The sequence below is a fragment of the Pseudomonas sp. NPDC086581 genome, from assembly GCF_044746165.1.
Taxonomy (GTDB): domain Bacteria; phylum Pseudomonadota; class Gammaproteobacteria; order Pseudomonadales; family Pseudomonadaceae; genus Pseudomonas.
The window spans coordinates 1-22122 of sequence record NZ_JBIVBR010000005.1 but is presented as its reverse complement, the minus strand read 5'-3'; the positions used below and the strand labels follow the sequence as shown (position 1 = coordinate 22122).

Below are 22122 nucleotides of genomic sequence, written 5' to 3'. Positions count from 1 at the left end.
CTCGATCAGTCCTCAACGCAGTTTCAACGTGGCCAGGCCGATCAGCACGAGAATCACCGTGATGATCCAGAAGCGCACGATCACGCGCGGCTCCGGCCAGCCTTTGAGTTCGAAGTGGTGGTGGATCGGCGCCATGCGGAACACCCGCTTGCCGGTCAGCTTGAAGGAGGCGACCTGGATCACCACCGACAGGGTCTCCATCACGAACACGCCGCCCATGATGAACAGCACGATTTCCTGGCGGACGATCACCGCGATGGTGCCCAGCGCGGCGCCGAGCGCCAGCGCGCCGACGTCACCCATGAAGACCTGCGCCGGATAGGTGTTGAACCAGAGGAAGCCCAGCCCCGCGCCGACGATGGCGCCGCAGAAGATGATCAGCTCGCCCGCACCCGGAACGCTCGGGATGAACAGGTATTCGGCGAATTTGATGTTGCCCGACAGGTAGCAGAAGATCCCCAGCGCGCCGCCGACCATCACGGTGGGCATGATGGCGAGGCCATCGAGGCCGTCGGTCAGGTTCACCGCATTGCTGGAGCCGACGATCACGAAGTAGGTCAGCACCACGAAGAAGATGCCCAGCGGGATCTCGACGTTCTTCAGCATCGGCACGATCAGGGTCGTCTCGACCGGCGTCTCGGCAGTCATATAGAGGAAGATCGCCGCGCCGAGGCCGAATACCGACTGCCAGAAATACTTCCAGCGGCTCGGCAGGCCGCGGGAGTTCTTCTCGATCACCTTGCGGTAGTCATCCACCCAGCCGATCGCGCCGAACAGCAGGGTCACGGCGAGCACGACCCAGACATAGCGGTTCGACCAGTCGGACCACAGCAGGGTGCTGATGGCGATGGCGGTGAGGATCAGCGCGCCACCCATGGTCGGCGTGCCTTTCTTGGACAGGTGCGATTGCGGGCCGTCGTTGCGCACGGCCTGGCCGATCTGGCGGATCTGCAGGGTGCGGATCATCCACGGGCCCAGCCAGAGCGACAGGGCGAGTGCGGTCAGCACGCTCAGGATGCCGCGCAGGGTCAGGTACTGGAAGACGCCGAAGCCCTTGTAGAACTGTTGCAGGTACTCGGCGAGCAGCAGCAGCATTTAGTGACTCTCCTCGGAGGAACCACAGAGCGCCGCGACGACCTTGTCCATCGCCGCGCTGCGGGAACCCTTGATCAGAATGGTGGTTGTCGAAGCTTCTTCGGCCAGGGCATTGATCAGGCTGGCCTGATCGGCGAAATGCCGGCCCGCGGAACCGAACGCCTGCACGGCGTGGCTCATCAACGGTCCGACGGCATAGAGCGCGGTGACTTTGCCAATGGCGTAGGTTCCCACTTCGCGGTGGGAAGATTCCGCCCAGGCACCCAGCTCGCCCATGTCCCCGAGGACCAGGACGGTCCGGCCGGAAAAGCCGGCGAGTATATCAATCGCCGCGCAGATTGAAGCCGGGTTGGCGTTGTAGCTGTCGTCGATCACACGCATGCCATTCGTCGCCAGCTGGGCTACGGCGCGACCCTTGACCGGCTGCAGGTTCTGCAGGCCTGAAACGATCCCGACCAGCGGCACGCCGAGGGCGTGAGCGGCGGCGGCGGCGGCCAGTGCGTTCGTGACGTTGTGCTCACCCAGCAGATTCAGCTGAACGGAAGCCTCGCCGGCCGGGCCTTGCAGGGTGAAACCCGGGCAACCACGAGCATCACGCTTGATGTCGCTGGCGCGGAAATCGGCGCGAGCGTCGTGCAGGCCGAAACTGGAAATACGGCGACCGGCCGCGCGAGCCTGCCAGGTGTCGAAAGCCTTGTCGTCGCGGTTGAGGATGGCCACGCCGTCGGCATCCAGCCCTTCGAGGATCTCACCCTTGGCCAGGACGATCTTGTCCTGCCCGCCAAACTCACCCACATGGGCGGTACCGGCGTTGGTGATGATGGCGACTTGCGGGCGGGTCAGCGCGACCGTGTAGGCAATTTCGCCGACACGGTTGGCGCCCAGCTCAATGACGGCGCTCTTGTGCTCAGGGGCCAGTTGCAACAGGGTCAGCGGCGCACCAAGGTCGTTGTTCAGGTTGCCGCGGGTCGCCAGGACTTCGCCCTGGGTCCGCAGGATGCTGGCGAGCATCTCCTTCACGGTGGTCTTGCCGCTGGAGCCGGTCACGGCGGCCACGCGACCGGTAAAGGCAGCGCGGTTCAGCGCGCCGAGCTGGCCCAGCGCGATACGGGTATCTGCCACGACCAGTTGCGGCAGCGGCGCACCGGCGACTTCGCGCTCGACCAAGGCAGCAACCGCGCCCTTGGCGGCGACGTCGGCCAGGTAGTCGTGGCCGTCGAAACGCGGACCGGTCAGCGCAATGAACAGCTGGCCGGGCACGATGGCGCGGCTGTCGGTGCTCACGGCGTCGAAGCTGACGTCGTCGCCGATCACACGGCCTTGCAGCGCAGCAGCGACTTCGTTGAGCGAAAGGGGCTTAAGCACGCTTCACCTCCCAGGCAGCCAGCGCCTTGGCGGCTTGTTCCAGATCGGAGAACGGATGACGAACGCCGTCGATCTCCTGGTAATCCTCGTGCCCCTTGCCGGCCAGCAATACGACGTCATCAACGCTGGCAGAAGCGATCAGGCGAGCAATGGCCTCACCTCGACCGGGCACGAACTCGACCGCGTCAGGTTTGGCGAAACCGGCACGGATGTCGGCGATGATCGCCTCGCTCTTCTCGGTGCGCGGGTTGTCGTCGGTGACCAGTACACGGTCCGCGTGCTGTTCGGCAATCTGCGCCATGATCGGGCGCTTGCCGCTGTCACGGTCGCCACCGCAACCGAACAGGCACAGCAGCTGGCCATGTACGTGAGGACGCAAGGCGAGCAACACTTTTTCCAGCGCGTCCGGGGTGTGGGCGTAGTCGACGACCACCAGCGGCTTTTCACCGCCGCCCAGGCGCTGCATGCGGCCGATCGGGCCTTCCAGCTGCGGCAGCACCTTGAGCACGTCGCCCAGCGGGTAGTCCAGGCCCAGCAGCGCGCCGACCACGGCCAGCAGGTTGCTCAGGTTGAACTTGCCCAGCAGCGAGCTGCGCAGCAGGCCTTCACCCTGAGGAGTGACAATCTGCGCCTGTACACCGGCGTCGCTGAAGGTGGCTTCGCGGCAATAGATGTAGGCCGACGGGTCAATCAGGCTATAACCCATCAGGCGGGATTCGTGGGACTCGGCGGCCAACTGGCGGCCGAAGTCATCGTCTAGGTTGATCACCCGGCAACGCAGGCCCTGCCAGGCGAACAGCTTGGCCTTGGCGGCGCCGTAGGCTTCCATCGAGCCGTGGTAATCAAGGTGATCACGGGACAGGTTGGTGAACACCGCCACGTCGAAGCCCAGCGCCGCGACGCGGCCCTGCTCCAGACCGTGGGAGGACACCTCCATGGCCACGGCCTTGGCGCCAGCCTGTTTCAGGCGTGCCAGGGTCGCCTGCACGGCAAGCGGGTCAGGCGTGGTGTGACGGCCGCTTTCCAGTGCGCCATAAAAACCGGTGCCGAGCGTGCCGACGATTCCGCAGCGCTCGCCGAGCAGGTCCAGCGCCTGGGCCACCAACTGGCTGACGCTGGTCTTGCCATTGGTGCCGGTCACACCAACCAGTTCGACGCCACGGCTGGGTTCGCCGTAGAAGCGTCCGGCGATGGCGGACAACTGCTTGGCGAGGCCCTTGATGGCGATCATCGGCACGTCGCTGGGCGGCAGATCAACAGCACCTTCCGCTTCATAGGCGACAGCGGCAGCGCCCTGGGAGAGCGCGGCGGCAATGTGCCCGCGGCCATCCTGACGACCACCCGGCACGGCCAGGAACAGGTCGCCCGGCTTGACGGTACGGCTGTCCAGGGTCAGTTCACGGATCAGTTCGCCGCTTTCGGCTTGCGGCAGCAGTTGATTCAGGCTCATCGGCATCAGCCACGCCCTCCTTTGGCAGCGGGCGCAGCATCAGCTTGTTGCTGCGGGGTCGCCGGCAGGTTATCCGGCGGCACGTTCATCAGGCGCAGCGTGCCGGACATCACCTTGCTGAACACCGGCGCGGAAACCAGGCCACCGAAGTAGCCGGCCTTACTGGGTTCATCGATGACCACCACGGCGACGTAGCGCGGGTTGTTCATTGGCGCGAAGCCGGCGAACAGGGAGCGATAGGAATTCTCGGCGTAGCCCTTGGCGCCGGTCGCGGTCTTGCGTGCGGTACCGGACTTGCCGGCCACGTGGTAACCCGGCACCTGGGCGCGGTACACGCCGTTCGGCGCTTCGATCACTTGTTGCAGCATGCCCTGCATGGTCTTGGCGACCGGCTCGGGGATGACCTGGGTGGCTTCGGCCGGACGATCGGCGCGAACCATGGTCAGCGGTACGCTGCGGCCATTGTTAGCCAGCGCTGCGTATGCATGGGCGAGTTGGATGGCGGTGACGGACAGACCGTAGCCGTAGGACAGGGTCGCAGTTTCTGCCTTGCGCCACTCCCGGTAGTTCGGCAGGTTGCCGACGCGCTCGCCGGGGAAGCCCAGGCCGGTGTCCTGGCCGAGGCCGACCTTCTGCATCAGGCTGTAAATGGCTTCGCCGCCGATATCGAAGGCGACCTTGCTCATCCCCACGTTACTGGAGCGGATCAGGATGCCGGTCAGGTCCAGCACCGGCCCCTCGGTACGGGACACGTCACGAATGGTGTAGCGGCCGATCTGCAGCGTGCCGGGGTAGACCTCGACCTTGTCAGTGGGTTTCCAGCGACCGGTTTCCAGCGCCGCGCTCATGGAGAACGGCTTCATGGTCGAACCCGGCTCGAACACATCGATCATGGCGCGATTGCGCATCATCGCCGGCTGCAGGTTACGACGATTGTTCGGGTTGTAGGTCGGCTGGTTGGCCATGGCTAGCACTTCCCCGGACTTCACGTCGAGGATCACCAGGCTGCCGGCCTTGGCGCCGTTCTCCACCAGCGCGTTGCGCAGCTCGCGGTTGGCGAGGTACTGCAGGCGCAGGTCGATGGACAGGGCCAGGGTCTTGCCGGCCTTGGCGTTGCGGGTGACCTGCACGTCGCGGATCAGATGGCCACGGCGGTCCTTGAGCACCTGGCGCTTGCCCGGCACGCCGGCCAGCCAGCTGTCGAAGGCCAGCTCCACACCTTCACGGCCGCGGTCGTCGACGTCGGTGAAGCCCACCACCTGCGCGGCAACTTCACCGGACGGGTAGAAGCGGCGGAATTCTTCAACCGAATAGACGCCCGGGATGCGATGGGTTTTCACCTGGGCCATTACGGCCTCGCCCTGCTCCGGGGTCAGGCCACGGACCAGATAGATGAACTCCTTGTCGGCGTTCGCATCCAGGCGCTCGGACAGCGCCGCCTTGGGCTGACCAAGGGCGTCAGCGAGGAAGCCCCACTTTTCACGCTCGAGCACCAGCTCCTTGGGGTTGGCCCAGAGCGTGGCAACCGGGGTACTGACTGCCAGCGGTTCGCCGTTACGGTCGGTGATCAAGCCACGGTGCGCGGGAATGGTGATGTGCCGGACGCTGCGAGCATCGCCCTGGCCCTTTAGGAAGTCGTGGTCGATGACGTGCAGGTCGACGATCCGCCAGGCGATCGCCGCCACCATCGCCAGCAGCAGGGCGATGACGACGCGGAAGCGCCAGGGATAGCGAGCGCCGGCCAGGTCTCTCATGGCGCCACCATGATGATTTCGGTCGGATCGGGTACGCGCATCTTCAGCTGGTCGGTCGCCAGGCCTTCGATGCGGCTGTGGGCCGTCCAGGTGCTCTGCTCGAGGATCAGGCGGCCGTACTCGGCCTGCGCCTTGTCGCGAATGTTGAGCTCGGTGTACAGCGAGTTGAGCAGCTGGCGGTTCCAGTACGCGCTATAGGAAACGGAGATGGCCGACAGCAGCACGCCGATGAACAGCAGCAGCATGAAGAAACTGCCGGTCGGCAGGCGCTTGGAGAAGAGCCGGCTCATCTGAGCTTCTCCGCGATGCGCATGACCGCGCTGCGCGAGCGCGGGTTGGCCTTGAGTTCGGCCTCGGAGGCATAGACAGGCTTGCCGATCAACTTCATGCGCGGATCAAAAGGCTTGACCTGGATAGGCAGGTTGCGCGGCAGATTGTCCGCCTCGCCCTTCACTTGCTTGCGCATGAACTGTTTGACGATGCGGTCTTCCAGCGAATGGAAGCTGATCACCACCAGGCGACCGCCCACGGCCAGGCCTTCCAGCGCGGCTTCAAGGCCACGCTCCAGATCGCCCAGCTCATTGTTGATGAAGATGCGCAGGCCCTGGAAGGCCCGGGTAGCCGGGTTCTTACCCTTCTCCCAGGCCGGATTGGCCTCGGTGATCACGGCCGCCAGATCGGCGGTGCGCTCGAACGGCGCTTCTGCACGGCGCTGCACGATGGCGCGAGCCATGCGCTTGGCGAAGCGCTCTTCGCCGTAGTCTTTGAACACACGGGCAATCTCGTCTTCCGCGGCGGTGGCGATCCACTGCGCAGCGCTGACGCCCTGGTCCGGATTCATGCGCATGTCCAGCGGGCCGTCGTTGAGGAAGCTGAAGCCCCGCTCGGGGTCATCCAGCTGCGGCGAGGACACGCCCAGATCCAGCAGAACCCCATTCACGCTGCCCTGCAGGCCGCGCGCGGAGAACTCTTCCGCCATCTCGGCGAAGGACCTTTGCACAATGACGAAGCGGCCGTCTTCGGCCGCCAGTGTTTTTCCCGTCGCGATGGCTTGCGGGTCCTTGTCGAACCCGAGCAGTTGACCGCCCGGGCCGAGCTTGCCGAGCAAGGCCCGGCTGTGCCCTCCCCTTCCGAAGGTTCCGTCCACATAGCGGCCGCCCTCCAGGGGGGCCAGCGCTTCGACGGCCTCCTCGAGCAGAACGGTGATGTGTTGGAAGGTACTGGTCACAGGCAGGCTCACAGAATAAGGTCGCGCAATTCATCCGGCAGGCCGCCGGGTTCTTTGATGGCTGCGAGATCGGCCTCGGCAACCGCATTCCATTTGTCTTCGTCCCACAACTGGAACTTGTTCAGCTGGCCGACCAGCATCGCTTTCTTGTCCAGGCCGGCGTACTCGCGCAGGCGCGGCGGAATGAGGAAACGCCCGGCACTATCCAGCTCCAGGTCAACGGCATTGCCAATCAGCAAACGCTGCAGGCGCCGCGTTTCTTCACGCAGCGAGGGCAGTTCGCGCAGCTTGGCTTCGATGAGTTCCCATTCAGGGAGGGGGTAAACGGTGAGGCAGGTGTCGACGGCATCGATGGTGACGATGAGCTGGCCATTGCAACGCGAAACGAGCTCGTCACGATACCGACTCGGCATCGCGAGGCGCCCTTTGGCGTCGAGACTGATGGCGTTAGCTCCGCGAAACACGTCAGCGCTTCCCCTGTGGTTGGCTATCCATGCCTGTTGATCCCACTTTTACCCACTTCGTACCACTTCCGCACACTATAGAAATCCGCGCTCCCCACCGTCAAGGCGAGCTGGAGGGGAAAAATCCTTACAGGACCGAGATTTAGCGTGCTTTTGCGATGTTCGGGGAGGGGATTTGACGCGCCAGAAAAGAGAAAAGCCCAGTGTTTTCAAAACACTGGGCTTTCATACTTAAAGTGATTTCTTAAGTTTGTAACTTCTTCCGGTCAGCGACAAATGGTCATGTGGGAAGAAGTGGAGGAAAAGTGCTGAGAGTCGATCTGTAAGCCGGGTTCTGTCGAGGACAGTCATTCCTCTGGGACATACATCACTGCATGCCTCAAGCGATCTACCCGAACCCAACGCGGGCCGCGCCAATGGGTTCCTATTTGATCTTGCTCCGAGTGGGGTTTACCTAGCCACGAACTGTTGCCAGCCGTGCGGTGCGCTCTTACCGCACCTTTTCACCCTTACCGGCGCTTGCGCGCTTAGGCGGTTATTTTCTGTGGCACTTTCCGTAGGCTCGCGCCTCCCAGGCGTTACCTGGCACTCTGCCCTATGGAGCCCGGACTTTCCTCCACCCCGTGGTGGAACACCACGGAACAGCGACTGTCCAATCGACTCTCAGTCCGCAAGGTTAGCGGCTGACGACGCTCAGGACAAGCTCAAGCCTTGCCCTGGCGCTCCAGTGCGATCTGATAAAGCTGATTCTTGCGCCCCCCGGTGATCTCCGCAGCAAGCGCTGCGGCACGCTTGACCGGCAGTTCCGCCAGCAGCAGATCAAGCACCCGCAGAGTCTGCGCATCCACAGCCTCATCGCCTTCCGGCGCGGGCTTGCCAGCCACCAGCAGCACGCATTCACCCCGCTGCTGATTACTGTCGGAGGCCACGAATTCGCGCAACTCGCCCAGCGGCAGCCCCTTCAGGGTCTCGAAGGTCTTGGTCAGCTCACGGGCCAGCAGCGCCGGCCGTTCGTCGCCGAAGATCGCAGCCATGTCCTCGATGCACTCCAGCACTCGGTGCGGCGCCTCGTAGAAAATCAGGGTGCGCGGTTCATCCACCAGCGCCTCCAGGCGCCCACGACGACCGGCGACCTTGGCGGGCAGAAAGCCTTCGAAGACGAAACGATCCGACGGCAGGCCAGCAGCGGAAAGCGCTGCAATCAGCGCACAGGCCCCGGGCACAGGCACCACGGCGATGCCGGCTGCGCGCGCCTGGCGCACCAAGTGGTAGCCCGGATCGGAAATCAGCGGCGTGCCTGCATCGGAAATCAGCGCAACGTCCTCGCCAGCCTGCAGCTTGTTGAGGAAGCGCCCACCCTGCTCCCGCTCGTTGTGCTCGTGGCAGGCCGCCAGTGGCGTCTGGATTCCGAAATGCTGCAGCAGGCGTACGGAGTGGCGGGTGTCTTCAGCGGCGATCAGCGCCACATCGGCCAGCACCTTCAGCGCACGGGCACTGATGTCATCCAGGTTGCCGATGGGAGTGGCCACCACATAGAGAGTGCCTAGGGTCACGCGGGAGATCCTCACCGAAAGTGTCGGAAAAGACGCATTGTATCCCGATTCCGGCAGCCGCCATCGCGTCACCCTCGCCGCTTGGGTACAATCGGCAGCTCTTTGAATGCGTCACGAGAAGCCCGATATGATCGCTCGCCTGCGTCCGCTATCCGCTCTGTTCCTGGCTGGCATGCTCGCCGCCTGTGCGTCCTCCCCGTCGTCCAATCTCGGCGAACTGCCGCGCACCCCGGACGCCAGCATCGAACAGCTGCTGCAGCAGGCCTCCACCGCCAAGCCGGACGAAGCCGCCGTCCTGCGCCTGTCCGCTGCCGATCTGGCGTACAAGCAGAAGGATCTCGGCCGCTCCACGCAGATCCTCGATCAGATTCCGATGGACAGCCTGAAGCCCGCCCAGCAGGTCTTTGCCAGCACCCTGCGTGCCCAGCTCGAACTGGCCCGCAACAAGACCAAAGCGGCCCTGAAGGCCTTCGACAACCCCAACTTCCAGCGTCTGGGCGAAATGCCGGTCGACCTGCAGGCCCGCGCCGGCATGGTCAAATCCCTGGCCCTGGCCGCTGACGGGCAAACACTGAGCGCCGCCCGCGAGCGCGTGTTCATCGATCCGCTGCTTAATGCCGAGGCCAGCAAGGCCAACCATGAGGAAATCTGGAAGCTGGTGTCCAGCCTGCCCCTTGAGCAGATGCAGGCCAGCAGCAACGAAGGCGACCTGAACGGCTGGCTGGAGCTGGCGCGCATCACCAAGTCTTCCTCGACCCTTAAGGAACAGCAGTCGAACATCGACAACTGGGTCGCGCAGAACCCGGACCATCCGGCTGCCAAGCAATTGCCGGACGCCCTGACCAAGCTGAAGTCCCTAGCCGCCCAGCCGCTGAACAAGATCGGCCTGCTGCTACCGCAACAGGGCCAGCTCGCCTCCGTCGCTCGCGCCCTGCAGGACGGCTTCCTCGCCGCCCACTACCAGGCCCAGCAGAGCGGCCAGGCACAACCGGCGATCAAGCTCTACGACAGCAGCCAGGTGCGCTCGCTGGACGAGTTCTATCGCCAGGCCCAGGCCGACGGCGTACAGCTGGTCGTTGGCCCGCTGGAAAAGAATCTGGTCAAGCAAATGAGCAGCCAGCCGCAACTCCCGATTACCACCCTTGCGCTGAACTACGCCGACGGCAACCAGGAAGGCCCGGTCCAACTGTTCCAGTTCGGCCTGTCCGCCGAGGACGAAGCCCGAGAAGTCGCCAACCGTGCCTGGAACGACGGCATGCGCCGCGCCGTGGCCCTGGTACCGCGCGGCGAGTGGGGCGACCGCGTACTCGCCTCCTTCAGCCGCAACTGGCAAGCGGCCGGTGGCACCCTGATCGCCGCCGAGCACGTCGACCAGCCGGTGGAGCTGGCCCGCCAGATCGCCGACCTGCTGCAACTGCGCCAGAGCGAAGGCCGCGCCAAGCGCCTGCAGGGCGTACTCGACAGCAGCGTCGACACCCAACCCTCGCGCCGTCAGGACATCGACTTCATCTTCCTCGCCGCCACCCCGCAGCAAGCCCGCCAAATCAAGCCAACGCTGGCCTTCCAGTACGCTGGCGACCTCCCGGTCTATGCCACTTCCAACCTGTACACCGGCGTAAACAACCCGGCGCAGGACCAGGACCTGAATGGCATCCGCTTCTGCGAGACCCCGTGGCTGCTGAATCCGAACAACGCCCTGCGCCAGCAGGTCGCCGCGCAGTGGCCGGCCGCCAACGGCAGCCTCGGTCGCCTGTACGCCATGGGCGCCGACGCCTACCAGCTGGCCCCGCGCCTGCCGGAGCTCAAGGCCGTGCCGAGCATGCAGGTAGACGGCCTGACGGGCACTCTGAGCGTCAGCGCCGGCCAGCGCGTCGAGCGCCGCCTGCCCTGGGCCGAGTTCAAGAATGGCCAGGTGCAGCCGCTGGAGAGCAGCGGTATTTGATCGGCAACAGCCCGACCCAGAAAGCCGGGCGGCAGGCCGAAGCCGCCGCCCTGGCTTACCTGGAACAGCATGGATTGCGCCTCCTGGCGCAGAACTGGACGTGCCGCCGCGGCGAGCTTGATCTGGTCATGCTGGACGGCGATACAGTAGTATTCGTCGAAGTTCGCTCCCGCCGGCATTCAGCCTGGGGAGGAGCACTGGAAAGCGTGGACTGGCGCAAGCAACAGCGCCTGGCCATTTCCGCCGAACTCTTCCTGCAACAGAATGCCCGCTGGAGCAGTCACCCCTGCCGGTTCGACATCGTCGCCATCGACGCGCGCGGCCCAGGCTCCGCAGGGCACTTGAACTGGATTCCCAACGCTTTTGACACCTGATCAGACGCCCGACGAAAGGTCACACCTGATGGACATGCAATCCCGTATCCGCCAGCTCTTCCATGCCAGCATCGAGACCAAACAACAGGCTACCGAGGTGCTCATCCCGCATATCGAGCAGGCCAGCATGGTCATGGTCAATGCCCTGCTGAACGAGGGCAAGATCCTCTCATGCGGCAACGGCGGTTCCGCCGGCGATGCGCAGCACTTCTCCTCCGAACTGCTGAACCGCTTCGAGCGCGAGCGTCCGAGCCTGCCGGCGGTCGCCCTGACCACAGACAGCTCCACCATCACCTCGATCGCCAACGACTACAGCTATAACGAAGTTTTCTCCAAGCAGATCCGCGCCCTGGGCCAACCGGGTGACGTGCTGCTGGCGATTTCCACTAGCGGTAACTCGGCGAACGTCATTCAAGCGATCCAGGCCGCACATGATCGCGAAATGGTTGTCGTAGCTCTGACCGGCCGCGACGGCGGCAACATGGCATCGTTGCTGCTGCCCGAAGACGTGGAGATCCGCGTTCCGGCCAAGGTCACCGCACGCATCCAGGAAGTCCACTTGCTGGTCATCCACTGCCTGTGCGACCTAATCGACCGTCAACTGTTCGGGAGTGAAGAATGACCCGTACCCCTCTGATCGCAGCCGCACTGGCCGTGACCATGGCACTGGGTGGCTGCAGCAGCTTCGTCAGCGCCACCCGCGACAAGCCGATCGACGATGACAAGGGCACCCGTACCCTTGGCAGCAAGATCGACGACTCGCTGATCGAGACCAAGGTGGCGGTGAACGTCGCCAAGGCCGATCCGGATCTCGATCGCAATTCCCACGTCGTGGTGATCAGCTACAACGGCGTGGTGCTGCTGGCCGGCCAGACGCCGCGCGCCGACCTGAAGAACAAGGCCGAACAAGCCGCCAAGGAAGTGCAGAAGGTCAAGACCGTGCACAACGAGTTGCAGATCCTGCAGCCATCTTCCCTGGCCGCCCGCAGCAACGACACCTGGCTGACCACCAAGATCAAGAGCCAGATGCTCGCTGACGCGAACGTGCCCTCCACCCGCATCAAGGTTCTGACCGAGAACGGCATCGTCTACATGCTGGGCCTGGTGACCCGCAAGGAAGGCGACCTGGCCACCCAGGTGGTGCAAGGCGTGGACGGCGTGCAGAAGATCGTCCGCCTGTTCGAGTACATCGACTGATCACTCGATTGCAGGCATGAAAAAGGCGACCCTCGGGTCGCCTTTTTATTACTTCACCACCTTGAGACTTGGCCGACCACTGGGGCGAGGCGGCTCGTCGGAGGGGCCGTCATCGGGCAGATCCTCGTCATCGGTAGGCACCGGCGGCTCCAAATCAAAGACCATGCCCTGGCCGTTCTCCCGCGCATAGATGGCCATCACAGCCTGTGACGGGACATAAAGGCTCTGGGCGACCCCACCGAAGCGACCCTCGAAGCTCACCGCCTCGTTGTCCATCTGCAGGTGGCGCACCGCGGTCGGCGAGACGTTGAGCACGATCTGGCCATCACTGGCATAACCCGGCGGCACCCGCACACCCGGATACTCGGAGTTCACCAGGATATGCGGCGTGCAGCCGTTGTCGACGATCCACTCATAGAGGGCTCGCACGAGATAGGGACGACTGGAGTTCATCATCAGGCTCCTTAGCGCATATCACGTTCGATAGAGGACAGGCTCGCACGGAAAGTTTCCCGCGCAAACTGCCGCTCCATGTAGTCCAGCAGAGGCTTCGCCGGCCGCGGCAGCTCAATGCCCAGGATCGGCAGACGCCAGAGGATCGGCAATAGGCAGCAATCCACCAGGCTCAGCTCATCACTGAGGAAGAACACCTTGTCGGCGAACAGCGGCGACACCCCGGTCAGACTCTCACGCAACTCCTTGCGCGCCAAGGCTCGTTCGGCATCCTTGCGGCGGGTATCAAGGATACGGTCCACCAGGCTGCACCAGTCGCGCTGGATGCGGTGCATCAGCAGGCGGCTGTTGGCGCGAGCTACCGGGTAGACCGGAAGCAGCGGCGGATGTGGATAACGTTCATCAAGGTACTCCATGACCACCGTCGACTCGTAGAGCGCGAGATCGCGATCCACCAGGGTCGGCAGGCTGCCATAGGGGTTCACTTCGGCGAGTTTGGCCGGGATGTTGCCGGCAGGTACGTCAATGATGTCGGCGACAACGCTCTTCTCGGCCAGCACCAGACGCACACGGTGACTGTAGTGGCAGGAAGGGTCGGAGAAGCAGGTGAGCTTGTTGATTGCGGCCATGCCGCGCGCCTCCTCGCAGGATCTTCTTGTGGGAGGTAGAAAAACGCACGCGCGCCCCGTAGGGCGCGCGCTTGTTACTACGACTGGTGGTGCTTAGTGCACGTCCTTCCAGTATTCGCGCTTGAGCAGGTAGGCGAACACGAAGAAGAAGGCCAGGAACAGCAGGACGTAGGTGCCGATACGGTGAGAGTCCAGCTTGTTCGGATCAGACGAATAAGCCAGGAAGGTCACCAGGTTCTTCACCTTCTCGTCGAACTGAGCCTCGGTCAGCTGACCGGATTTCGGCACGATGGTCAGTTGGTCGCAGGCCTCGTGGGTCAGCGGGGTACCGGTCAGAGGATCGTACTGCTTCTTGCCATCCTCGACGACCTGAACCTGCTTGCAACCGACGACCTGGCGGCCCTGCAGGCTGACCAGCACGTTCGGCATGCCAACGTTCGGGAAGACCTTGTTGTTCACGCCCCACGGACGCTTGGGATCTTCGTAGAACGAACGCAGGTAGGTGTACAGCCAGTCAGTACCACGAACGCGAGCTACCAGGGTCAGGTCTGGCGGCGCAGCGCCGAACCAAACCTTGGCGTCAGCCGGCTTCATACCGATGTCCATGTGGTCACCGATCTTCGCACCGGTAAACACCAGGTGGCTCATCATCAGCTCTTCCGGGATACCCAGATCACGGCCGACACGCTCATAACGCTGGAACTTGGCGCTGTGACAGCCCATGCAGTAGTTGGCGAAGGTGCGCGCGCCATCCTGCATGGCGGCCTTATCGGTCAGGTCGATATCGACGCGATCCAGGGCCGGGCCATGACCTTCGGCGGCAAAACCGAAGACAGGCAGCAGAGCCAGAACAAATGCAGCGAATTGCTTTTTCATCAGCCAGTCACCCTTTCCGGAACCGGTTTGGTTTTCTCCATCCGGGTGTAGAACGGCATCAGGATGAAGAAGGCGAAATACAGAATGGTGCACAGGCGGGACAGCGTGGTGCCAAGCGGCGACGGCGCTTGCGAGCCGTAGTAGCCGAGGATCACGAAGGAAACCGCGAAGATCACCAGCCAGATCTTGCTCAGCCAGCCCTTGTAGCGGATCGAGCGAACCGGGCTACGGTCCAGCCATGGCAGCACGAACAGCACAGCAATGGCGGCGCCCATGGCGATAACGCCCATCAGCTTGTCCGGAACGGCGCGCAGGATGGCGTAGAACGGTGTGAAGTACCAAACCGGGGCAATGTGATCCGGGGTCTTGAACTGGTTCGCCATCTCGAAGTTGGGCTTCTCGAGGAAGAATCCGCCCATTTCCGGGAAGAAGAAGATCACGGTGCAGAAGACGAACAGGAAGACCACGACACCGACGATGTCTTTTACGGTGTAGTACGGGTGGAACGGGATGCCATCCAGAGGAATGCCGTTCTCGTCCTTCTTCTTCTTGATATCCACGCCATCGGGGTTGTTCGAGCCGACTTCGTGCAGCGCCAGGATGTGCAGCACCACCAGGCCGAGCAGGACGATCGGCAGCGCGATCACGTGCAGGGCGAAGAAGCGGTTCAGGGTGATGCCGGAAATCAGGAAGTCACCACGGATCCACTGGGACAGGTCTTCACCGATTACCGGGATGGCGCCGAACAGCGAGATGATCACCTGGGCACCCCAGTAGGACATCTGGCCCCAGGGCAGCAGGTAGCCCATGAAAGCCTCGGCCATCAGGGCGAGGTAGATCAGCATGCCGAAGATCCACACCAGCTCGCGCGGTTTCTGGTACGAACCGTACAGCAGGCCACGGAACATGTGCAGGTAGACGACCACGAAGAACGCCGACGCACCGGTGGAGTGCATGTAGCGGATAATCCAGCCGTAATCTACATCTCGCATGATGTACTCGACGGAAGCGAAAGCCTCTTCCGCCGACGGGGTGAAGCTCATGGTCAGCCAGATACCGGTGAGGATCTGGTTAACCAGGACCAGCAGTGCGAGCGAACCGAAGAAGTACCAGAAGTTGAAGTTCTTCGGGGCGTAGTACTTGCTCAGATGGTCTTCCCACATCTTGGTCGCGGGGAAGCGGGCATCGACCCAAGCCATGAACTTGTTCATCAGGCTTTCTCCTGGTCCACACCGATGGTCAACTCATCACCATCCAGCGTATAGGGCGGAATCGGCAGGTTCAGGGGCGCGGGCTGCCCCTTGTAAACGCGGCCGGCAAGATCGTAATGGGAGCCGTGGCACGGGCAGAAGTAACCACCCTTCCAGTCCGGACCGAGATCCGCGGGAGCGACTTCCGGGCGGAAGGTCGGCGAGCAGCCCAAGTGGGTGCAGATACCGACGATCACGGCCAGCTCGGGCTTGATCGAACGCAGCTTGGGATCGACGTAGGCCGGCTGTTCCGATGCCTTCGACTCGGGGTCGGCCAGCTGCCCGTCTAGGGTCGGCAGCGCATCCAGCATTTCCTTGGTGCGATGCACCAGGAATACCGGCTTGCCGCGCCACTCGGCCACAACCTGCTGGCCCGGCTCGATCTTCCCTACGTTGACCTTCACCGGCGCGCCAGCGGCCTTCGCCTTGGCACTGGGGAACCATGACCCCACGAACGGGACCGCAGCTCCGACCGCTCCTGCCGCACCTACCACCGAGGTGGCCGCGACAAGGAAGCGACGCCGGCCTGCATTCACGCCGTCATTACTCATTCAGTCGTCTCCCATCAGCTTCAAGCCTGTTCAAATCAGGCTTTTAAGTAAAAATTCGAGCCGCGCAAAAAATTCGCCAAATGGTAAAGAAAAGCCCTTGTGATGACAAGGTAATAGCCTGTTACGCAACCCCTGGAACCCTTGCGCCGCGCGGCTTGCGCGGATGCGACACCTTGCCGCACGAACTTATTGAAGACATAAAAAAACGCCCAGTCCAAAGGATCTGGGCGTTTTTTTCGAAGCGTCGTATTAACGCTTGGAGTACTGCGGACGCTTACGCGCTTTGCGCAGACCGACTTTCTTACGTTCAACTTCGCGGGCGTCGCGAGTGACGTAGCCGGCTTTACGCAGCGAGCTGCGCAGGGTCTCGTCGTACTCGATCAGAGCGCGGGTGATACCGTGACGGATCGCACCAGCTTGACCGCTTACGCCACCGCCGACGACGGTTACGTAGATATCGAACTTCTCGGTGTTCTCGGTCAGCTCGAGCGGCTGACGGACAACCATGCGAGCGGTCTCACGACCGAAGAACTGCTCGATGGAGCGGTTGTTGATGGAGATCTTGCCAGTACCCGGACGCAGGAAGACGCGAGCGGTAGCGGTCTTACGACGGCCAGTGCCGTAATTTTGAGTCGCCGACATAATGAGCTATCCCGTTAAATCTTCAGTTCTTGAGGCTGCTGAGCGGTGTGCGGGTGGTTGGCACCCTTGTACACTTTCAGCTTGCGGTACATGTCGCGGCCCAGCGGGTTCTTCGGCAGCATGCCTTTGACGGCAGTCTCGATAACACGCTCAGGAGCCTTGGCGATCAGCTTCTCGAAGTTGATCGACTTGATACCGCCCGGGAAGCCCGAGTGATGGTAGTACATCTTGTCGGTAGCTTTGGCGCCAGTGACACGAACCTGCTCGGCGTTGATGACGACGATGTAGTCGCCGGTGTCAACGTGCGGGGTGTATTCCGGCTTGTGCTTGCCGCGCAGGCGGGTAGCAATCTCGGTAGCCAGACGACCCAGGGTCAGGCCAGCAGCGTCGACGACGAACCAGTCGCGCTTAACAGTTTCTGGTTTCGCGGTATAAGTTTTCATTCGTTATAGCCTCAGGGGCCGCCTGAAAATAAGACGGCGAATCTTACTGGACAGTGGTTGCCTTGACAAGTCAAGGACAGCCGAAGACAGACACGAATTGGGGCTCGGGTCGGTGTGCGTCCGTAACGACTAGATGTATCGATCGGCAGGCTTTGGCATCCCCCACCGATGAAAGGCTGCGGAATTATGCAGATTCCGGCAGAATTTTCAACCGTCTTACGCACTTGTTTTCATGAGGAGACCTGCATGGAGTACCGCCCGCTCGGCCGCACCGAACTGAAAGTCAGCGCCCTCTGCCTGGGGACCATGACCTGGGGCGAGCAGAATACGCAAAGCGAGGCCTTCGCCCAGATCGAACGAGCCAAGGCCGCCGGTCTGAATTTCATCGATACCGCAGAGATGTACCCGGTGCCGCCGCGCGCGGAAACCTACTCCCGCACCGAGCAGATCATCGGCAACTGGTTCGCCCAGCGCGGCGATCGCGCCGACTGGGTGCTCGCCAGCAAGATCGCCGGCCCCGGCAATTCCATCAGCCACATCCGTGACGGCCAGCCGAAGCTCGATCGCAAGAACATCGTCGCGGCGCTGGACGGCAGCCTCAAGCGCCTGCAGACCGACTGGATCGACCTCTACCAGCTGCACTGGCCCGAGCGCAGCACCAACTTCTTCGGCCAACTGGGCTACCAGCACAAGGAAGAAAGCTTCACCGCACTGGAGGACACCCTGGAGGCCCTGGACGAGCAGGTTCGCGCCGGCAAGATCCGCCACGTCGGCCTGTCCAACGAAACGCCCTGGGGCACCATGCGTTTCCTGCAGATCGCCCAGGAGCGCGGCTGGCCGCGCGCGGTGTCGATCCAGAACCCCTACAACCTGCTCAACCGCAGCTTCGAGGTGGGCCTGGCGGAAGTCGCCATCCGCGAGCAGATCGGCCTGCTGGCCTACTCTCCCCTGGCCTTTGGCATGCTCTCGGGCAAGTACTTCGGCGGCGCGCGCCCGGCCAATGCACGGATTACCCTGTTCAGCCGCTTCACCCGCTACACCAACCCGCAGACCGCCAGAGCCTGCGACCGCTACGTCACCCTGGCCCGCGAGCACAGCCTGGACCCGGCGCAGATGGCCCTGGCCTTCGTCACCAGCCGGCCGTTCGTGACCAGCAACATCATCGGCGCGACCAACCTCGAACAACTGGAAGCCAACCTCGGCAGCTTCGAGCTGAAGCTCTCCGACGAGGTGCTGGCCGGCATCGAGGCGATCCACAAGGACCAGCCGAACCCGGCCCCCTGATCGTCTGCGCGCCACGAAAAAGCCCGGCCAATGCCGGGCTTTTTTCATCCGCGACGGTTACAGCGCGCGGGCGATGATCTCCTTCATGATCTCGTTGGTGCCGGCGTAGATGCGCTGCACCCGCGCATCGGCCCAGGCACGGGCGATCGGATACTCCCACATGAAGCCGTAACCGCCGTGGAGCTGCACGCATTCATCGAGCACCTTGCACTGCAGGTCGGTGGTCCAGTACTTGGCCATCGCCGCCGTGGGCACGTCCAGCTTGCCTTCCAGATGCTGCTCCAGGCAGCGGTCGACAAAGACGCGGCCAACCTGAATTTCGGTAGCCATTTCCGCGAGCTTGAAGCGCGTGTTCTGGAAGTCCGCGACGGATTTTCCGAAGGCCTTGCGGTCGCGGGTGTAGTCCAGTGTCCATTTCAGCGCCGCCTCGGCCGAGGCCAGCGCGCCGAGGGCCACGGTCAGGCGCTCCTGAGGCAGTTCCTGCATCAGGTAGATGAACCCCTGCCCGTCCTTGCCCAGCAGGTTTTCCTTTGGGATACGCACGTCCTGGAAGAACAGCTCGGAGGTGTCCTGGGCCTTCATGCCGACCTTTTCCAGGCGCTTGCCCTTGCTGAAACCCGGCGTGCCGGCCTCCACCAGGAACAGGCTGGTGCCCTTGGCGCCGGCCTTGGGGTCGGTCTTGGCGACCACGATCACCAGGTCGGCCAGCCAGCCGTTGGTGATGAAGGTCTTCGAACCGTTGATCACGTACTCGTCGCCATCCAGCACGGCGGTGGTCTTCACGCCCTGCAGGTCGGAGCCGGCGCCCGGTTCGGTCATGGCGATGGCCGAGACCATCTCACCGGAAATCAGCTTGGGCAGGTAGCGCTGCTTCAGCTCTTCGCTGCCGTAGTGAAGGATGTAGGGCGCGACGATATCCGAGTGCAGCGAGAAGCCGATGCCGGTCAGGCCCAGGCGACCGATCTCCTCGATCACCACGGCGCTGTAGAGGAAGTCCGCCGCCATGCCACCGTAGGCCTCGGGCAGATGCGAGCAGAGCATCCCGGCCTCGCCGGCCTTGTTCCACAGCTGGCGATCGATGTGACCGTCCTTTTCCCACTGGGCGTGGAAGGGCACCGCCTCCTGTTCGAGGAACTTGCGGACGCTGTCGCGGAACAGCTCGTGGTCGGAACTGAACAGGGTTCTTGGAATCATGCGCTGCACCTGCGGATCGGTTGTAGGAATTATTGGAAGGCCGACTGTAGGCCAAGCACGAACCGCTCTGCACTGGACACTTTCGCCAAAAAATAAGACGATCCAGCCGCATCATGACCGCTTTAGCGTCATGCAAAGACATCCATAAGAAGTACAAGAACCGATGCCCAACCCAGCTTCCCGCGTACTGCGCCGCGTCAGCATCCTCGCCACCCATGGCGTGTTCGGCTCCACCCTGATGCAGGCCAAGGACTTCTTCCACATGGCTGCCCTGCGCCACGGCCGCCAACAGGGCCTCGGCCTGCAGCCCAGCTTCGAGACCCGCATCGTCAGCCCCGACGGCCAGCCGGTGATGAGTTTCAGCGGCGATCTCCTGCCGGTCCACGGCGCCCTGGACGAACCTGAGCTGATCATCCTCCCGGCCTTCTGGGGCGACTTCGACGAACTGCTGACCCTCTACCCGCAGGTGATGCCCTGGCTGCGCGAGCGCCATGCGGCCGGCTGCGTGCTGTGCGGCGAAGTCTCGGGAGTATTCTGGCTGGCCGAGGCCGGCCTGCTGGACGGCAAGGAAGCAACCACCTACTGGCGCTTCTTCCGCGAATTCGCCGAGCGCTACCCCCGGGTGCTGCTCAACCAGGACAAGCACATCGCCGACGCCGACAACATCTACAGCGCCAGCGGCCTGACCTCGGTGCGCGACCTGTACATCTACCTGATCGAGCACTTCTGCGGCGCCTCCGTGGCCCAGGGCGTGGCCCGCGACATCCTCTACGAGGTGCAGCGCACCTACACGCCCGGGCGCCTGGGCTTCGGCGGCCAGAAGCTGCACCACGACCCGGCGATCCTGCAGATCCAGCACTGGCTGGAAGAACACTTCTGCGACAAGTTCCGCTTCGAGGATGTCGCCCGCGAGCACGGCATGAGCATCCGCAACTTCATGCGGCGCTTCCAGGCGGCCACCGGGGACAAGCCACTGCACTACCTGCAGCGCCTGCGCATCGAGACCGCGCGCAATCTGCTGTCCACCAGCCGCAAGAGCATCAAGACCATCAGCTACGAAGTCGGCTACGACGACGCCAGCTTCTTCGCTCGCCTGTTCAGACAGCACACCGGACTGTCGCCGAATCATTACCGGCGTCAGTACGAACAGAAGGAAGCCTGAAACAGGCCATCCCTAGGATGGGTTCACGGACTCGGGTGCCGCCCTATGATCGGGGCAGCAATCGACAACAAGAACCCAACGGGATATCGCCATGCGCCGCTTTCTGCTTGCCCTGCTGGCCGTCTTCAGCCTGAACGCTGTGGCGGACGACACCTGGAAACCCTTCCCCTACGACCAGAGCGCCTTCGACTACAGCGGGGACAAACTGCGCGAGGCCTGGCCGCGCCTGACTCGCGGCTTCGGCGCCAACTACCCCTTCCCGGATGCGGACTGGGTCGTGACCATGGCCACCAAGCATCCGGATGCACTGGAGAAGACCGTGACCGCCGGCACCGGCTTCAGCGGTAAGCCGGAAGAGGCGCAGGTCTACGCCGAGAAGCTGCAGGACGTGTGGCGCAAGGTATTCCGCGGCGACTTCGCCCAGGCCAGGAAGGACGGTCTCGCGCTGGGTGTCGGCGGGCAGGTGCCGGGCATGTTCGCCCAGGTGCTCTATGCCATGTTCCTCGCGCCGAATCAGGACGAGAAGCAGCGCCTGCTGGAAGAAGTCATCAGCTACACCGACGAGGCCGGCCCACTGCTCAATGCCGACCCCATCGCCCAGTTCGGCCGCGCCTACGCCAAGGCCCGTCTGGCCGAAGACCTGCCGGTGCCGGTAGTGCTCAAGCGCGGCTACACCGGCGACATCCCCAAGGAACTGGACGCCCTGCTGGCCAAGCAGCCGAACCAGCCGTTCGCCCTGGCGCTCTACGGCGGCTATGAAGCGGGCGTGATCCGCAAGGTTGGCAAGCTGGTGGGCAAGATGACCTACGGAGTCAGCGCGGACAAGATGGAGCAGTACTTCGCCCGCTCCTTCCGCGCCTCCGACGACCTGCCCATCGGCCACTATGAATACGCCAACGCGCTGGGCTATGTGTACGGCGAGGACGAGGAGCAGAAGGCGCTGGAGCAGCTGAAGAAGGCCGTGGCGATCAAGCCGATCAATGCCATGGAGGCGCTGGAAGTCGCCCATGCCCAGCAATTGCTGAAGAAGGCGCAGCAGGAAATGGCGCAGCGCTGAATACGACTCCACGCCATCCTACGGCTCTATAGAGGCGGACCTTGTCCGCCATCGCGGGCATGGCCCGCTTGTGTCTGCAAAGCTCGATAAGCTCGAAGGTGAGAGCGACGGGAGGCAAGCTGCAGGTCCGCGGTGTTGGTCGCACGAGTAGGAGCCCAA

General features: G+C 63.2%; 23 protein-coding genes and 1 other RNA gene. 7 read left to right on the top strand and 17 right to left on the bottom strand.

Annotated features, from left to right (window positions below; translation table 11 throughout):
• Positions 1–12: 12 nt before the first annotated feature.
• The 9 genes from mraY to rsmI form a co-directional block, all read right to left on the bottom strand.
• Positions 13–1095 (bottom strand): phospho-N-acetylmuramoyl-pentapeptide-transferase, encoded by a 1083-nt coding sequence (gene mraY, locus ACIPK7_RS11805; protein ID WP_401087844.1) that lies wholly within the window; start codon positions 1093–1095, stop codon positions 13–15.
• On the bottom strand, positions 1096–2460 hold the full coding sequence (gene murF / locus ACIPK7_RS11800; RefSeq protein WP_401087842.1) for a UDP-N-acetylmuramoyl-tripeptide--D-alanyl-D-alanine ligase: 1365 nt from the start codon (positions 2458–2460) through the stop codon (positions 1096–1098).
• Entirely contained in the window at positions 2453–3916 is a 1464-nt protein-coding gene (locus tag ACIPK7_RS11795; RefSeq protein WP_401087840.1) for a UDP-N-acetylmuramoyl-L-alanyl-D-glutamate--2,6-diaminopimelate ligase, read from the bottom strand. Before ACIPK7_RS11795 ends, murF begins: the two co-directional genes overlap by 8 nt.
• Positions 3916–5664 (bottom strand): penicillin-binding protein 2, encoded by a 1749-nt coding sequence (locus ACIPK7_RS11790; RefSeq protein WP_081517488.1) that lies wholly within the window; start codon positions 5662–5664, stop codon positions 3916–3918. The genes ACIPK7_RS11795 and ACIPK7_RS11790 overlap by 1 nt, the downstream gene beginning before the upstream one ends.
• A complete protein-coding gene (gene ftsL, locus ACIPK7_RS11785; protein WP_045209619.1) occupies positions 5661–5954 on the bottom strand; it encodes a cell division protein FtsL in 294 nt (97 codons plus the stop codon). The genes ACIPK7_RS11790 and ftsL overlap by 4 nt, the downstream gene beginning before the upstream one ends.
• The gene (rsmH, locus tag ACIPK7_RS11780) at positions 5951–6892 is read right to left on the bottom strand and encodes a 16S rRNA (cytosine(1402)-N(4))-methyltransferase RsmH (RefSeq protein ID WP_138212308.1); all 942 of its coding nucleotides are present in this window, start codon (positions 6890–6892) and stop codon (positions 5951–5953) included. The genes ftsL and rsmH overlap by 4 nt, the downstream gene beginning before the upstream one ends.
• 8 nt (positions 6893–6900) lie before the next feature.
• Entirely contained in the window at positions 6901–7356 is a 456-nt protein-coding gene (mraZ, locus tag ACIPK7_RS11775; protein ID WP_401087837.1) for a division/cell wall cluster transcriptional repressor MraZ, read from the bottom strand.
• 307 nt (positions 7357–7663) lie between these two features.
• Positions 7664–8020, bottom strand: an RNA gene (gene rnpB / locus ACIPK7_RS11770) — RNase P RNA component class A.
• Between the two features lie 40 nt (positions 8021–8060).
• On the bottom strand, positions 8061–8909 hold the full coding sequence (gene rsmI / locus ACIPK7_RS11765; protein WP_401087835.1) for a 16S rRNA (cytidine(1402)-2'-O)-methyltransferase: 849 nt from the start codon (positions 8907–8909) through the stop codon (positions 8061–8063).
• 127 nt (positions 8910–9036) lie between these two features.
• Between rsmI and ACIPK7_RS11760 the strand changes: the two genes are divergently transcribed.
• From ACIPK7_RS11760 to ACIPK7_RS11745, 4 genes are read left to right on the top strand one after another with little or no spacing between them, the layout of a single operon-like run.
• Entirely contained in the window at positions 9037–10851 is a 1815-nt protein-coding gene (locus ACIPK7_RS11760; protein ID WP_401087833.1) for a penicillin-binding protein activator, read from the top strand.
• On the top strand, positions 10848–11225 hold the full coding sequence (locus ACIPK7_RS11755) for a YraN family protein (protein ID WP_192431549.1): 378 nt from the start codon (positions 10848–10850) through the stop codon (positions 11223–11225). The genes ACIPK7_RS11760 and ACIPK7_RS11755 overlap by 4 nt, the downstream gene beginning before the upstream one ends.
• A gap of 28 nt (positions 11226–11253) precedes the next feature.
• Entirely contained in the window at positions 11254–11847 is a 594-nt protein-coding gene (locus ACIPK7_RS11750; RefSeq protein WP_017518113.1) for a phosphoheptose isomerase, read from the top strand.
• Complete coding sequence (locus ACIPK7_RS11745) at positions 11844–12422, top strand: BON domain-containing protein (protein WP_024764053.1); 579 nt, start codon at positions 11844–11846, stop codon at positions 12420–12422. The genes ACIPK7_RS11750 and ACIPK7_RS11745 overlap by 4 nt, the downstream gene beginning before the upstream one ends.
• Before the next feature lie 48 nt (positions 12423–12470).
• On the opposite strand, the gene ACIPK7_RS11740 is transcribed toward ACIPK7_RS11745, so the two are convergent.
• From ACIPK7_RS11740 to rplM, 7 genes are all read right to left on the bottom strand, one after another.
• The gene (locus tag ACIPK7_RS11740) at positions 12471–12875 is read right to left on the bottom strand and encodes a ClpXP protease specificity-enhancing factor (RefSeq protein ID WP_081517483.1); all 405 of its coding nucleotides are present in this window, start codon (positions 12873–12875) and stop codon (positions 12471–12473) included.
• Positions 12876–12886: 11 nt separating this feature from the next.
• Complete coding sequence (locus ACIPK7_RS11735) at positions 12887–13504, bottom strand: glutathione S-transferase N-terminal domain-containing protein (RefSeq protein ID WP_401087831.1); 618 nt, start codon at positions 13502–13504, stop codon at positions 12887–12889.
• 93 nt (positions 13505–13597) lie between these two features.
• On the bottom strand, positions 13598–14380 hold the full coding sequence (locus ACIPK7_RS11730; protein WP_192431551.1) for a cytochrome c1: 783 nt from the start codon (positions 14378–14380) through the stop codon (positions 13598–13600).
• Entirely contained in the window at positions 14380–15591 is a 1212-nt protein-coding gene (locus ACIPK7_RS11725; RefSeq protein ID WP_015475860.1) for a cytochrome bc complex cytochrome b subunit, read from the bottom strand. Before ACIPK7_RS11725 ends, ACIPK7_RS11730 begins: the two co-directional genes overlap by 1 nt.
• Positions 15591–16181, bottom strand: coding sequence for a ubiquinol-cytochrome c reductase iron-sulfur subunit (gene petA, locus ACIPK7_RS11720; protein ID WP_138521293.1), 591 nt, complete (start codon positions 16179–16181; stop codon positions 15591–15593). Before petA ends, ACIPK7_RS11725 begins: the two co-directional genes overlap by 1 nt.
• A 249-nt stretch (positions 16182–16430) precedes the next feature.
• Positions 16431–16823, bottom strand: a complete 393-nt coding sequence (gene rpsI / locus ACIPK7_RS11715) for a 30S ribosomal protein S9 (RefSeq protein ID WP_015475858.1) — start codon at positions 16821–16823, stop codon at positions 16431–16433.
• Positions 16824–16837: 14 nt separating this feature from the next.
• Complete coding sequence (gene rplM / locus ACIPK7_RS11710; RefSeq protein WP_015475857.1) at positions 16838–17266, bottom strand: 50S ribosomal protein L13; 429 nt, start codon at positions 17264–17266, stop codon at positions 16838–16840.
• Between the two features lie 246 nt (positions 17267–17512).
• Between rplM and ACIPK7_RS11705 the strand changes: the two genes are divergently transcribed.
• On the top strand, positions 17513–18550 hold the full coding sequence (locus ACIPK7_RS11705; RefSeq protein WP_401087828.1) for an NADP(H)-dependent aldo-keto reductase: 1038 nt from the start codon (positions 17513–17515) through the stop codon (positions 18548–18550).
• Positions 18551–18607: 57 nt separating this feature from the next.
• On the opposite strand, the gene ACIPK7_RS11700 is transcribed toward ACIPK7_RS11705, so the two are convergent.
• Positions 18608–19753, bottom strand: coding sequence for an acyl-CoA dehydrogenase family protein (locus tag ACIPK7_RS11700; RefSeq protein WP_174824619.1), 1146 nt, complete (start codon positions 19751–19753; stop codon positions 18608–18610).
• A 253-nt stretch (positions 19754–20006) separates the two neighbouring features.
• On the opposite strand from ACIPK7_RS11700, the gene ACIPK7_RS11695 reads away from it, so the two are divergent.
• Together ACIPK7_RS11695 and ACIPK7_RS11690 are read left to right on the top strand one after the other, a co-directional pair.
• Complete coding sequence (locus tag ACIPK7_RS11695) at positions 20007–20906, top strand: GlxA family transcriptional regulator (RefSeq protein WP_401088212.1); 900 nt, start codon at positions 20007–20009, stop codon at positions 20904–20906.
• Between the two features lie 91 nt (positions 20907–20997).
• On the top strand, positions 20998–21963 hold the full coding sequence (locus tag ACIPK7_RS11690) for a hypothetical protein (RefSeq protein ID WP_401087826.1): 966 nt from the start codon (positions 20998–21000) through the stop codon (positions 21961–21963).
• Positions 21964–22122: the final 159 nt, after the last annotated feature.

Coding starts and splice junctions, on each gene's coding strand:
- ACIPK7_RS11750 (WP_017518113.1), top strand. CDS start 11,254: ATGGACATGCAATCCCGTATCCGCCAGCTCTTCCATGCCAGCATCGAG.
- ACIPK7_RS11725 (WP_015475860.1), bottom strand. CDS start 15,591: ATGAACAAGTTCATGGCTTGGGTCGATGCCCGCTTCCCCGCGACCAAG.
- rpsI (WP_015475858.1), bottom strand. CDS start 16,823: ATGTCGGCGACTCAAAATTACGGCACTGGCCGTCGTAAGACCGCTACC.
- ACIPK7_RS11730 (WP_192431551.1), bottom strand. CDS start 14,380: ATGAAAAAGCAATTCGCTGCATTTGTTCTGGCTCTGCTGCCTGTCTTC.
- ACIPK7_RS11760 (WP_401087833.1), top strand. CDS start 9,037: ATGATCGCTCGCCTGCGTCCGCTATCCGCTCTGTTCCTGGCTGGCATG.
- mraY (WP_401087844.1), bottom strand. CDS start 1,095: ATGCTGCTGCTGCTCGCCGAGTACCTGCAACAGTTCTACAAGGGCTTC.
- ACIPK7_RS11740 (WP_081517483.1), bottom strand. CDS start 12,875: ATGAACTCCAGTCGTCCCTATCTCGTGCGAGCCCTCTATGAGTGGATC.
- ACIPK7_RS11745 (WP_024764053.1), top strand. CDS start 11,844: ATGACCCGTACCCCTCTGATCGCAGCCGCACTGGCCGTGACCATGGCA.
- ACIPK7_RS11690 (WP_401087826.1), top strand. CDS start 20,998: ATGCGCCGCTTTCTGCTTGCCCTGCTGGCCGTCTTCAGCCTGAACGCT.
- ACIPK7_RS11695 (WP_401088212.1), top strand. CDS start 20,007: ATGGCTGCCCTGCGCCACGGCCGCCAACAGGGCCTCGGCCTGCAGCCC.
- ACIPK7_RS11705 (WP_401087828.1), top strand. CDS start 17,513: ATGGAGTACCGCCCGCTCGGCCGCACCGAACTGAAAGTCAGCGCCCTC.
- ACIPK7_RS11735 (WP_401087831.1), bottom strand. CDS start 13,504: ATGGCCGCAATCAACAAGCTCACCTGCTTCTCCGACCCTTCCTGCCAC.
- ACIPK7_RS11790 (WP_081517488.1), bottom strand. CDS start 5,664: ATGAGAGACCTGGCCGGCGCTCGCTATCCCTGGCGCTTCCGCGTCGTC.
- petA (WP_138521293.1), bottom strand. CDS start 16,181: ATGAGTAATGACGGCGTGAATGCAGGCCGGCGTCGCTTCCTTGTCGCG.
- ACIPK7_RS11795 (WP_401087840.1), bottom strand. CDS start 3,916: ATGCCGATGAGCCTGAATCAACTGCTGCCGCAAGCCGAAAGCGGCGAA.
- ftsL (WP_045209619.1), bottom strand. CDS start 5,954: ATGAGCCGGCTCTTCTCCAAGCGCCTGCCGACCGGCAGTTTCTTCATG.
- rplM (WP_015475857.1), bottom strand. CDS start 17,266: ATGAAAACTTATACCGCGAAACCAGAAACTGTTAAGCGCGACTGGTTC.